General features: G+C 61.1%; 8 protein-coding genes. 5 read left to right on the top strand and 3 right to left on the bottom strand.

Going from position 1 to position 12,471, the window contains the following annotated elements:
- Positions 1–150: 150 nt before the first annotated feature.
- The 4 genes from AC2A1F_RS14355 to AC2A1F_RS14340 are packed head-to-tail and all read left to right on the top strand — an operon-like array spanning position 151 to position 4,373.
- Positions 151–669 (top strand): (2Fe-2S)-binding protein, encoded by a 519-nt coding sequence (locus AC2A1F_RS14355; protein WP_484209442.1) that lies wholly within the window; start codon positions 151–153, stop codon positions 667–669.
- Positions 666–2,828 carry a xanthine dehydrogenase family protein molybdopterin-binding subunit gene (locus AC2A1F_RS14350; RefSeq protein ID WP_484209441.1) on the top strand — a complete coding sequence of 721 codons (2,163 nt, stop codon included), beginning with the start codon at positions 666–668 and terminating at the stop codon, positions 2,826–2,828. Before AC2A1F_RS14355 ends, AC2A1F_RS14350 begins: the two co-directional genes overlap by 4 nt.
- A 10-nt stretch (positions 2,829–2,838) precedes the next feature.
- Positions 2,839–3,816, top strand: coding sequence for an XdhC family protein (locus tag AC2A1F_RS14345; protein ID WP_484209440.1), 978 nt, complete (start codon positions 2,839–2,841; stop codon positions 3,814–3,816).
- Positions 3,813–4,373 (top strand): nucleotidyltransferase family protein, encoded by a 561-nt coding sequence (locus tag AC2A1F_RS14340; protein WP_484209439.1) that lies wholly within the window; start codon positions 3,813–3,815, stop codon positions 4,371–4,373. Before AC2A1F_RS14345 ends, AC2A1F_RS14340 begins: the two co-directional genes overlap by 4 nt.
- On the opposite strand, the gene AC2A1F_RS14335 is transcribed toward AC2A1F_RS14340, so the two are convergent.
- From AC2A1F_RS14335 to AC2A1F_RS14325, 3 genes are all read right to left on the bottom strand, one after another.
- Positions 4,361–5,188, bottom strand: coding sequence for a penicillin acylase family protein (locus AC2A1F_RS14335; protein ID WP_484209438.1), 828 nt, complete (start codon positions 5,186–5,188; stop codon positions 4,361–4,363). The two genes, AC2A1F_RS14340 and AC2A1F_RS14335, sit on opposite strands and share 13 nt — an antisense overlap.
- 131 nt (positions 5,189–5,319) lie before the next feature.
- Positions 5,320–6,237: a response regulator gene (locus tag AC2A1F_RS14330; RefSeq protein ID WP_484209437.1), complete on the bottom strand. Its 918-nt coding sequence runs from the start codon at positions 6,235–6,237 to the stop codon at positions 5,320–5,322.
- On the bottom strand, positions 6,215–9,583 hold the full coding sequence (locus AC2A1F_RS14325) for a hybrid sensor histidine kinase/response regulator (protein ID WP_484209436.1): 3,369 nt from the start codon (positions 9,581–9,583) through the stop codon (positions 6,215–6,217). Before AC2A1F_RS14325 ends, AC2A1F_RS14330 begins: the two co-directional genes overlap by 23 nt.
- A 385-nt stretch (positions 9,584–9,968) precedes the next feature.
- Between AC2A1F_RS14325 and AC2A1F_RS14320 the strand changes: the two genes are divergently transcribed.
- On the top strand, positions 9,969–12,404 hold the full coding sequence (locus AC2A1F_RS14320) for a TonB-dependent receptor (protein WP_484209435.1): 2,436 nt from the start codon (positions 9,969–9,971) through the stop codon (positions 12,402–12,404).
- Positions 12,405–12,471 lie beyond the last annotated feature (67 nt).

Below are 12,471 nucleotides of genomic sequence, written 5' to 3'. Positions count from 1 at the left end.
CCCTCAAGGCCCCATTTGCAGCAAGTGACCCCAAGATGCCGAACAAGGCGCTTGACCCAAAGCACCCCTCTGTTCAGTTTCCGTCGCAACAGCCTGCGGGTCAGGCAATGCAGCGACGATCGGATTCGCTTTGTCCAAGGAAACAACACGATGAGCGTCTCTTTCACCGTCAATGGCCGCAAACGCACGGTCGAGGCAGAGGCTGATAAGCCCCTGCTCTGGGTCCTGCGGGAGGACCTTGACATGCCCGGCACAAAGTTCGGCTGCGGCGCTGGCCTGTGCGGAGCCTGCACTGTTCATCTCGATGGCGAAGCGGTCCGCTCCTGCCAGACACCGATTGCCGATGCTGCGGACAAGCAGGTGACGACGATCGAAGGCATCGCCACCAATGAACTGGGCAAGCGTGTGGCCGATGCGTGGACCGCGCTTGACGTGCCGCAGTGTGGTTATTGTCAGGCCGGACAGATCATGTCGGCCACCGCGCTGCTGAAACAGAACCCGAAGCCCACGCCTGATGATATTGACGGCTGGATGAGCGGCAACATCTGCCGCTGCGCCACCTACCTGCGTATCCGCGCCGCCATCCGCAAGGCTGCGGGCCTGCCCGCCGAAATGGCCGATGCAGCGGCCTTACCCTCACCTGCTACCAATGCGGAGCAACTGGCATGACCGGGCCTGTCTCTGTTTCGCGCCGCTCTTTCCTTTTTGCCTCGGTGGCAGGCGGCGCGGTGCTGACGCTCGATGCGTCGGTCGTGCTGTCTGCTGCTTCCGGCACGGCCCCTGCAGACGTGCTCAACGCCTTCGTGCGCATCAATGCCGACAACACCGTCACGATCGGCGCAAAGAACCCCGAGATCGGCCAAGGCGTAAAGGTCATGCTGCCGATGCTCATCGCCGAGGAAATGGACCTCGCGTGGGAACAGGTTCGCATCGAACAGACCGACGCTGACGAAAAGCGCTATGGCCCGCAAGTGGCCGGTGGCAGCACCGCCACGCCGCGCAACTGGCTGCCGATGCGGCAAGTCGGGGCGGCTGCGCGCGAAATGCTGGTCATGGCTGCGGCAAAGAAGTGGGGCGTCGATGCTGCCACGCTCTCGACCGCCAAGGGCGCTGTGCTTCAGGCATCGTCTGGCAAAAGCGCCACTTACGCCTCGCTGGCCAAGGATGCCGCAGGGCAGACACCGCCCGATCTGGCCAAGGTCACGCTGAAAGAGCCTGCTGCCTTCAAGATCATCGGCACATCCAAACCCGGCGTGGACGTTCCCAAAATTGTCAAGGGTGAACCGCTGTTCGGGATCGACACGCGCGTAGCCGGTATGGCCCACGGCGCGGTCGTCAAATGCCCAGCGCACGGCGGCACGGTCGCTTCGTTCGATGATGCGGCGGTCAAGGCCATTCCCGGCGTTATGGGCGTTGTCGCGGTCAACAGCGGCTTTGTACCCGAGGGCAAGAGCGATACTCTGGTGATCGTGGCGGACAGCTGGTGGAAGGCCAGCAAAGCGCGCGAAAAGCTGGCCGTGAAGTGGGATGATGCCACCGTCACCGGCTTCTCCACCGCCAAGTACGAAGCAGACGCTGCCAAGATCGTGGCCGGAACCCCGCAGACCAGCGTGTTCAAAGCAGGTGATCCCGATGCCGCACTGGCCAAGGCGGCCAAGGTGATCACGGCCGACTATGACTATCCGTTCCTCGCCCACGCCTCGCTGGAACCGCAAAACTGCACCGGGCTGTTCAAGGATGGCAAGCTGGAGCTTTGGGCACCAAGCCAGTCGCCCGCCAATGGCCGCAACGAAACCGCCAAGTTCTGCGGCCTCACGCCCGATGACCTGACGATCCACCTCACCCGCATCGGTGGCGGGTTCGGGCGACGCTTGCTCAACGATTACATGGTGATCGCAGGCCAGGTCGCAAAGGCGATGCCGGGCAAACCGGTCAAAGTCCTGTTCGACCGCACGGATGATTTCCGCCACGATTTCTACCGCCCTGCAGGGTGGCACCGCCTGACTGCAGGCCTCGCTGCGGACGGAGCGCTGGTCGCGTTCAAGGATCACTTCGCAACCTTCGGCACAGATGGAAAGCCGATCCGCGCCGCGCAAATGGCTTCCGGCGAATATCCAGCGCCCGTCGTGCCGAACGTTGATCTTGGCGTCACCTACATGGCCACCAACTTGGCCACCGGCTGGCTGCGCGCGCCTTCATCAAACGCGATGGCCTTTGTGTTCCAGTCGTTTCTTGATGAAGTCGCCGAAGCTGCCGGGATCGACTTGCCCGAACTCATGCGCCGGACACTGGGCGAAGCGCGCGAACTTCCGGGCGAGAGGGCGAAGTTCCACACCGGCCGCGCGCGCGGCGTGATCGATGCGGTGTGCAAATCCGCAGGCTGGAAGGGCCGTGAAAAGGGGCGCGGTTTCGGGTTCTACTTCAGCCACTTGGGATACTTTGCCGAAGTCGTGGACATCTCGATGGAAGGTGGCGCGGTGAAGGTGAACAAGGTGTGGGTGGCGGGCGACATCGGCGCGCACATCATCAACCCGCTCAATGCACTCAATCAGGCGCATGGCTGCGTGATCGAAGGTCTGGGTCAGGCCATGATCGGCCAGAAGATCGTGCAGGAAGCCGGCGCGATCACCGCTGAAAACTTCGGCGATTTTGCGCTGATGCGGATCGATGCCGCCCCGCGCGAGATTGCAGTAGAGTTTGTGAAGACCGATTTTCCGCCCACCGGCCTCGGCGAACCGGCCCTGCCCCCGGTCATTCCAGCGCTGGCCAACGCAATCTACTCGTTGACTGGTAAACGGCATCGCCGTCTGCCATTGGAGATGGTATAGCGCGCACCTGATGGTCGCAGCGACACCCCTCGATATCCTCCGCTTCCTTGCTGCACGCGCAGCGGAGGGGGTTGAGTGCGTGCTGGTAACGCTGGTCGGGATCGAGGGCGGCGCGTCGCGCAGCGTCGGCACGCAGATGGCGGTTGCCGCCGATGGACGGCGGATCGGATCGTTTTCGGGCGGCTGTGTCGAAGATGCGGTCGCCACCGAAGCGCTTGAAACGCTGGCCGATGGCTGGGGCCACGTCGTGCGCTATGGCATCGGTTCGCCCTATATCGACATCCGCCTGCCCTGCGGCGGCGGGATCGACTTGCTGTTCACCCCGCGCCCCGCGCCCGAAGCCATTATCGCCGCATTGGACTTGCTCGACAAGCGGGAGGCTGCGGCGCTTCGGGTTGACTGTGATCGGGCGACTCTGGCCGACGCGATGGCGCAGAAAAGCTGGGATGGCCGGGAGGTTACGCTGGTCTATCAGCCGCCACTGCGGGTAATCGCGCTTGGCCAGGGGGAAGACCTCACCGCTTTTTGCCAGCTTTCCAAAGCTTTCGGCACCCAAGTTACCGCGCTGACACCCGATGGCGGGACACAGCGTCTGCTGGAGCAATCGAGCATTGCGGCCATCACCTTACCCACGCGCAAGGCTCTACCACAGATCGCAACCGATCCGTGGACAGCCATCGTGTTCCTGTTTCATGGGCGCGATTGGGAAGAATTGCTTCTGCCGCAAGCGCTTGCGCTACCCGCCTTCTATCATGGCGCCATCGGTAGCCGCCGCACCCACGCGGCGCGGCTTGCGGCTCTCCGCGCGGTCGGTATGGATGAGCGGGTCATCGGCCAATTACGCGGGCACATCGGCCTTATCCCCGCCACGCGCGATCCGGCAACTCTGGCACTCTCGATCCTTGGAGAAATTGTTACGGAATACAATGCTTTGGCCAACTTCTCCTACTGGACCGGCCAGCCCCTCACCGCCGCAACATTGCGGTGACCATTCCTCGAATTGCGATCATCCTGCTCGCCGCAGGGCGAGCCACCCGCTTTGGTGGCGGCAAACTGGGCACGACGTTGGCGGGGAAACCGTTAGCGCGCCATGCCGCAGACAGCCTCAGCACTTTGCCTCACGCGCAGAGCATCGCCGTCTGCTCAACGCAGACGCCTGATCTTCCGGGTTTTTCCCGCCTGCTGCTTGATCCCCCCGACGCCCCCCTTTCACACTCGATTGCCACCGCCGTTGCGGCACTCCGCGATGTCGACGCTGCGCTGTTCGCGCTGGCAGATATGCCGCTCATTCCACCTGCGCACTTTGCAGAACTGATCGCGCAGTTCGATGGCTACAAAATCGCAACGCAAGTCGATGGACGAAACATGGTGCCAGCGATTTTCGGTCGCGCACATTTCGCGGCACTCAAGGCGCTGGTCGGAGACAAGGGTGCGGGCGTGCTGCTAGCCGATGCACCCGCCGTAGATCTGCCCGCCCACCTCGCTCTCGATATCGACACGCCAGACGACCTGCAAAGCGCGCGGGAGCACCTTCAGGGCTTGTAGGTGCGCTCTAGGTGCATCTTGGTGTCGTTCAGATAAAAGTACACCTCGCGCAGCTTTCCGGCGGCGTAGAGCGCAGCCTGATCATTGAAATGCGGCGATTTTTCCCGCCCACTTGCCCCGCCAGACGAAACGGCAAAGGCCTTTACGCGCGGTCCGAATTCCACCACGGCCACAAAGCTGTTCCCGCTCGTGCCATACCAGCGCTTTGTCCCCGGATATTGCTTGGTCCCGAACGAAGCGAGCGAACCCCAGCGCGCTGACCCGAACACCACCGGCACGCTCGGCTTGTCGTCTGAGAAGGGCTGCACGATATCGGACGTTACGCGCTGATAGCGATTGACCAGCCTCCATGGCACTTTCCAGCTGCCAAAGTCCGCCGTCAACTTGGCCATCGCACGCTCAAGGGCGGCAGCGCGTTCTGCAGGTGAAGTCTTGCGTATTTCGGCGAAGACATTGGCATGCTTGGGCATTTTTGCACGCACTGTAGTCTGCAAGTCTTCGGCCCAATAGTGCGCAAGGCTCATGGCGTCAGACTCTTCGGTCCAGCGTCGATCCCACCCTTTGAGCAGCGCCACGGGGCCTGCCAGCGCGTCTCCTGCAGCTGGGACGGCAAGCCCGGGGATGAGATCATCGAACAGCGGCATTTGCGGATCATAGGCCAGCGCATGCAGGCTTTCGAGCGTCAAGCCTTTGGCTTTGCCCAGCAAATCCATTACATGATCGCCGCGCGGATTAGGGCCGAACGTGTCAAAGGTGGCAGGCCATTGGCCAGAATCGAATGTCCCCTCAAGTGTCGCGCATGATGGTGACGTCATGACTGTGCGCAGAGGCGGCAGAAGGGCTTGCCAGCAGGGCGAACAGGAGAGCGCTGTAACAATGGAGCGTGTTTCGCATGAAATGCAGCCTATCGAACTTCACTGCGTGAGGCGAGATACCGTCGCCCGGTTCAGGTAATCGTCCGCACCGCAAAGGCCGCTGCGGCCGCGCGGGTTTCAACGCCAAGCTTTTCAAACACTTGTTCCAGATGCTTGTTCACCGTGCGCGGGCTGATGCCGAGGATTTCGCTGATGACGCGGTTCGGCTTGCCATAGCTGATCCACAGCAGGACTTCGGCCTCACGCTGGGTCAGGCCATAGCGATTGCGCAGCAGTTCGACTTCGGCCCCTTCGCGGATGACGTTCAGCCGCACCAGCACTTCATCGCTGCGCATCGAGCCCACCAACACGAGTTCGATGGTGTGCCCGCCCGCCTCAAACCGCAACGACATTCCGGGATTTTCGTCCGGCACCAACAAGCGTGCAAGCGGCGCAGTGAAAGCTTCGGGCAGGCAATCGCTGCTGCCCAACCGTTCCAGCAGATGTTCAACCTGCGGTGTGGCCCACAGTAGGTTCCCCTCAGCCGTTACGGCCAAGAGATGCCGCCCTGTGGCATCCAGCGCGCTTCGGCCCGACTGCGAAACCCGCGCGGACGACAAGTGTACCCGCATCCGCGCCAACAATTCCTCAATCGCCAGCGGCTTGCGCACGTAATCAACCCCGCCTGCCTCAAGCGCGCGCACGGCGTGTTCGGTCTCGGTCAGGCCGGTCATGAAGATCACCGGAATATCGGCAAGGCGCGGCTGCTTCTTGATTGCGCGGGTGGTATCAAAGCCATCAAGGCCCGGCATGATCGCATCGATCAGGATCAGATCCGGCGCGACATGGCCCAGCAATTCGAGCGCATCATCACCATTGGTGGCGATCAGCACGGTCATGCCCGCTCGCTCGATCGTATCGATCAGGAAGTGCAAGGACTCCGGGTTGTCATCCACCACCAACACGGTGTCCCGGCCAATGGCCTCACTATCCGGTGTGGACGACGCCACTTCGAAGGGCTTCGCGTAACCCCTTGAAATTGAAGCATTCAAGGCAGGTGCGGAGGTGGGCGACAAAGCGGGCTGCATCAGGTACGGCATCCTCAAGTTCGGACAGGCGGGTCTGGATTGCCCTGACATTGCCGATCCGTGCGAGACCTTCGATCTCGGGCACGAATGGCAGGGCGGCGGCGGGCAAGTGCAGTTCGATCCCTGCATTTGCAGGCGGGGTGCGGCGTGGTGACCCATCGGCCACGGTCCACGTCAGATCCAGTTGCCAAGACAGGGCGTCCAGCAGGTTATCAAGTTCAATCGGCTTGGTCAGAAACATGTCGTGCGGATCATGGCCATCGCCGCCCCGGCGGAACTGGTGAGCATCGGCTGAAACCATAACAATGCGGAACGCATCACGATGCGCCGCGCGCAAGGCGGCTGCGGTTTCCCAGCCATTCTTGCCCGGCATCGAGATATCCAGCAGTGCGATGTCAGGTCGCGAAGCGGCGGCAAGCACTATGGCCGTTTCGCCATCGCGCGCGCCGATCACGGTGAACCCCAGCGGGCGCAGCAGGTTTTCGATCACGGCGGCTTGCGCCGCATCATCATCGGCCACCAGCACGGTGCGGCGCGCGCCCTGATAACCGGTGATCACTTCGGCGCGGTGGCTTTGCACCGGTTGGGTCACGGGCTGAGACAGCATCAACCTCAGCGCAAAGCGCGTGCCCTTGCCCGGTTCGCTTTCCACGCTGAGGTCTCCGCCCATCACGTGGACCAGCGTCGAGGTGATCGCAAGGCCAAGGCCGATGCCCGGTTGGCCTGCTGCCGATTTGCTGCTGCCGCGTTCGAACGCTACAAAAATGCGGTCCATGTCTTCGGGCGCGATGCCAATGCCGGTGTCGATCACTTCGAACGTGGCGATTTCGCCCCGCCAACCGATGCGCAGTGTCACAGAGCCTGAGGGTGTGAACTTTATGGCATTGGACAGCAGGTTGATCAGCACCTGCCGCAAGCGCTTTTGATCACCCCGTACAAATTCGGGGAGTGATTTAGGCACATCGAGCGTGAATTTCACACCCTTTGCGCCGGCCTGCGGGCGGAACATATTGGCGATCTGTTCAACGAAGGCGGGTAGGCGAATGGTATCGCGCGACAGACGCAGCACGCCCGCTTCGACCTGCGCGATATCGAGCAGGCCATCGACAAGGTTCGACAGGTGCTCGCTCGACCGGCAGATCACTTTGCCCGCCTCTTCGGGCTTCAGATCGCTGCCGCGTTCGAGCAATTGGGCATAGCCATAGATCGAATTGAGCGGCGAGCGGATTTCGTGGCTGACCGAGACGAGATAGCGGCTCTTGGCGGCATTGGCCGCTTCGGCCACTTCGCGCGCTTTTTGCAGCGCGGCATCGGTTTCCTCGTGCGCGGCGATTTCCTGCTGCAGTTCGGCCAAGTGCCGGCGCGTTTCCTCTTGCGCAGCGCGGCGGCTCTGATGCGCCAGCACGATGATCCAGCTACCAAGGCCTGACATGAAGAAGAACACGATGAACACCGCCAGCAGGATGGCCCAGACATGGCTGGTGAGTGCCGGGTGTGTGCGCGCATATTCACGCCCGATCAGTCCGATCACGAGCATGTTGGCCAGCGTGAACGCACCGATCACGCCGACAAAGTGGCCTGTCGTGGTATGAACGTAGCGTGCCAGACGGCGTGGCAGCAGCCATTCGGCCAGATTGGTCACTTGCTGCGTGGCCCGGCTACCTTGCTTGCACATATCGTGGCAGCGCGTTTCCAGCGAACAGCAGGTGGAGCAGATCGGCCCGGCATAAAGCGGACAATGGGCGGTATCAGCCGGTTCATAGTTGCATTCGCACACCGCACATCTGGGCTCGCTCATGTCGCCAGCTTCGCGTTTGCGGGCAAGATAGAAGCGCCCGCGGGTGATAGCAGCGATGAGCGGGGCTGCGGTGAATGCTACGCCAAGGCCGATCAGAGGCGCCAGCGCCTGCGCCACAGGGCCGAACAGGTGAAGCTGGCACAGGGCGGATGCAGTGATCGACAGCAGCATCGCACCGATGCCCACCGGGTTGATATCGTAGAGATAGGCCCGCTGAAATTCGAGCTCTGCCGGGCGCAGGCCTAGCGGTTTCGAGATCATCAGATCGGCCGAAAGTGCCCCAATCCAGCCTGCTGCAAGGCTGGCATAGAACAGCAGGACAGCTTCCATAGATTGCGTGATGCCGAACAGCAGCATGATGGCAACGAGCCCGGCATTGAACAGCAGCCACACCACCCGGCCCGAATGGCTCTGCGTAAGGCGGGAAAAGAAGCTCGACCATGCCACCGACCCGGCATAGGCATTGGCGACATTAGCCTTGGTCTGGCAAACCACGATCAGCAGCGCGGCCATCAGCAGCGCCGCGCGAGGGCTGCCGACCAGCGGTTCATAAGCATGGCGGAACATGCCCGTGGGGGATTCCGACAGGATTGGCGAGACGCCTGAAGACACAGCCCAGGCCGCCAGCATAGAGCCGAGCAGCATCTTCGCCCCACCAACCAATACCCAACCCGGCCCGCCAAGCACGACAGCAGTCCACCAACGGCGTGCGCCGATGACTTCCTGCCTTGGCAAAAAGCGCAGGAATTCTGCCTGCACGCCGATGCGCGGAAGCAGCGAGAGCAGCAGGGACAGAGCTAGGCCGAACGCAATCAGCGGGGGCCGCGTGGCATAGATTCCGGTGAATTCTCCCCACTGATCAAGCACGACGTCACCGCGAACCAGCAGGTATGCCACCGGAAGCAATTGCAGCACGATCCACAGCGGCTGCGTCCACACCTGGAACCGCGCCATCGCGGACAGACCATATTGCGCCACCGGAATGACGATCAGAGCGCTGATGATGTAGCCTAGCGGCAGCGGAAGACCCGTGGCTGCGCGTATCGCAACCGCCATGATGCCTGCCTCAACCGCAAAAAACAGGAAGGTGAACGCGGCGTAGATCAACGATGTCAGGGTCGATCCGAGATAACCGAAACCGGCCCCGCGCGTCAAAAGATCGATATCCAGACCGCGCCGTGCAGCATGGATCGCAATCGGCAAGCCGGTCATGAACATCAGCAAGCAGGCCGTGGCGATTGCAGCAATGGCAACCGGCACTCCATGGAGCAGGGTAATCGATGCCCCCGCCGCCTCACACGCCAGAAATGCGGTGCCACCCAGCGCAGTTTGCAGAACGGTTGTCGCGCTCCATTGGCGCGCATCGTCTGGCGTGTAGCGAAGTGCGTGATCGTTGCGAGTCTGGGTGGAAACCCATTGTCCGTAGGACCGGCGTTCGGGAAGTACAGAAGCCGCGCGGGCCATGGTCATGCAAGCCCTTGTGCGTGATCGGAAGCATTATCTGCAAAAAGTGCCTCGGTCAGCCGACGACGGTTATCCGATGACTCGGCACAGCGACAAATCGCGATAACCCATGACCTCCTCATCAGAGGATAGTGCGCCTGCAAGGGCCTGCCGAGGATGGGCCGATTTACGTATGCCCGTTGGGGCCAAACCCGCTGGCCTTGGCGAAGCCTACGCCAAATTGCGCATGTGTCGCTTTTTGCAACTGCTTATTCCCAGCCAAGACGAAGAGGTTATCGGGGCCAAGCACAACGGGTGCCGCTGTGACGGGTTACGATTTCAGCCAAAAAGACCAGCCGAAATCAGGGTGAACCTGCGTTTGGCGACGACGAACAAAACAATGAGGGTTGCAATGCACTTTTCTTTCACGCGCGCAGCACTGCTGTCTGCCACGGCCATTGTAGGCGTGGCCTCCTTACCTGCATTTGCGCAAGACATTCCGCAGGCGGAAACGGCCGAAGAAGCGGGTTCGGAAATCGTGGTCACGGCAACACGCCGTGCGGTTTCACTGCAAGATGTGCCGATCAACATCACAGCAGTTTCTGGCGCGGACCTTGCCGAGAAGCGCATTGACGATGTCCGCGGGCTTGCGGCCTTCACGCCGGGTATCACAATCCTGGATACTGGCCCACGTTCAACCGGCACGATCGTGATGCGCGGCCTTTCGGCAGGCGATACCGGCACTACCGGTAACAACACCGATAGCGCCGTTGCTCTCTATCTGGGGGAAGTCCCGCTCTATCAGGACTTCAAGCTGCTCGACATTGCCCGCGTGGAAACGCTGCTTGGCCCACAGGGCACACTGTATGGCGTGGGCACGCTGGCAGGGGCCATTCGCTACATCCCCAACCGGCCTAATGCAACGAAGTGGGAAGCCAACTTCCACGGCCGCGTGTATGATGTTGCGCAAGCCGATGATCCGGGCTTCCAGGTTGACGCCACGTTCAACATTCCGATCATCGAAGACAAGATCGCGCTGCGTTCCACTTTCGGATATTACAACGATCCCGGATTCATCGATTATATCGCGCTGCTGCGTGAGCCGGGCGTTTCGCTGCCTCAACCCGGCGGTCCCGCCACTTCGCGGACGGCACCTTTGGGAACGCCCGAGCAGATCGCGGCTAACCTATATACCTACAAGGACGCCAATTTCGAGCGCACCTTTACCACGCGCAACACGTTGGGCCTGTTTCCGTCAGAAAACGTCAGCGTCTTTGTAAACTACGCCTATCAGAAGACCGAAACGAACGGTCGGCAGATCAATAGTGCAGGCGTGTTCGGCACCGGGCGCTATGAAGCAGCGCAGCGGTATCTTGAACCGTCGAACCGTCAAGTCCACCTGATCAGCGGCGAAGTGCAGATCGACGTGGGCGACATTGCGCAGATCGTTTCGGCAACGGCCTGGTCGCAGCAGAAGCTGCGCAGTTCGGCAGATGTGACTGACCTTCTGCTGGACCTCGACTATGGCTATGAGTTGCTGCCCGAATTTTCAGGATTCACCCGCGCAGCCACCGAAATCAAGCAGTTCAATCAGGAAGTTCGCATTGTATCGACCCATGGCGGACCGCTGAGCTGGGTGGTTGGCGGCTTTTACAACCAGCGCAAATCAAGCGGCACCTATCGCGAAGTCACTCCTGGCCTGCCCGAATTCATCTTCGGCACGGTCAACTACTCGCCCGCTTATCCCGAGCCCATCGAGTATGCCAGCTTCAACGATAGCAAGGTGACCGAGAAGGCCGTGTTCGGCGAGGCGACGTTCGAAATCACGCCGCAATGGCAGGTAACGGCAGGCGGCCGCTACTTCGATTACGACGCCACCACCAACGGCGGGATCACCCTGCCGCTGCTGGAACCGGTTCCGGTGCTGCGGTTCGATACCGGCGGCGGGGATTCCGGACAGGACGGGGTGGTGCTGAAGTTCAACACATCCTACAAGATCACGCCTGATCTGATGCTCTATGCAACATACAGCGAAGGCTATCGCATTGGTGGGCCTAACAGCGTTCCAGCATGCCCCGAAGGAAATCTCGATGATTTCCAGAACGCCTGCGCCCTTCCCAACGAACAGTTCTTTGGCCCTGATTCGACCGAGAACAAGGAAATTGGCATCCGCGCCACGCTGTTTGGCGGAAAACTGCAGGCAACCCTTTCGGGCTACCACATCAAATGGCAGGGCATTCAGCTTGCATCGCAAACCCAATACGGCGTGGCAGGCATTACTGCAAACGGTGGGGCAGCCGTTTCAAAGGGTATAGAAGCCACCTTCAACGCGCGACCGGTGGACGGGCTGACGATCAGCGGCAGCTACTCCTACAACGATGCCAAGTTGACGCAGGATGTCCCTCGCCTGCTGACCATCCGCAATCAGGTTTTATCGGACAGGCCCAAGAACATCCGCGTCGATGTACTTTCGGGTGATCGCCTTCCCGGAACCGCGCGCCATACCGGCAGCCTTGGCATGACGTATAATGCACAAGTCGGAGCCGATGCCGTTCTGTCGACCAATCTGACCGCAACCTATCAGGGTGAAGTTCTGTCACGCGTTGGCGCGCGTGCGGGTGGGGAAGTCATCCCGGATTACATTCTGGCGCGGGGCTCGATCGGCTACCGGCGCGACAGATACGAGGTGCGCCTCTATGTCGACAACCTGTTCAACAAGTTTGCAGTGTCGTCGGTCGGCGAAGACCTTTCGCGCCGGATCATCAACGATGGCGTCGTTTCGCGCTACTACAGCAACGCCGTGATCGCCCCGCGCAAGATCGGGATCGAGTATTTCGTGAAGTTCTGATGCCCGGTTACCCGGCCTGCATTCTGTAGGCCGGGACGGTGGCACGAATTTGTTTCCTGCGAAGGAC

It is taken from the genome of Novosphingobium sp. HNCC26BN242, from assembly GCF_057180525.1.
Note: the sequence above shows the minus strand (reverse complement) of the source record. Positions and strands in the feature narration are given on the sequence as shown.

Excerpts from the sequence above, each read along its gene's own strand:
- AC2A1F_RS14325 (WP_484209436.1), bottom strand. The coding sequence starts at position 9,583 with ATGACCATGGCCCGCGCGGCTTCTGTACTTCCCGAACGCCGGTCCTAC.
- AC2A1F_RS14350 (WP_484209441.1), top strand. The coding sequence starts at position 666 with ATGACCGGGCCTGTCTCTGTTTCGCGCCGCTCTTTCCTTTTTGCCTCG.
- AC2A1F_RS14335 (WP_484209438.1), bottom strand. The coding sequence starts at position 5,188 with ATGACGTCACCATCATGCGCGACACTTGAGGGGACATTCGATTCTGGC.
- AC2A1F_RS14320 (WP_484209435.1), top strand. The coding sequence starts at position 9,969 with ATGCACTTTTCTTTCACGCGCGCAGCACTGCTGTCTGCCACGGCCATT.
- AC2A1F_RS14345 (WP_484209440.1), top strand. The coding sequence starts at position 2,839 with ATGGTCGCAGCGACACCCCTCGATATCCTCCGCTTCCTTGCTGCACGC.
- AC2A1F_RS14355 (WP_484209442.1), top strand. The coding sequence starts at position 151 with ATGAGCGTCTCTTTCACCGTCAATGGCCGCAAACGCACGGTCGAGGCA.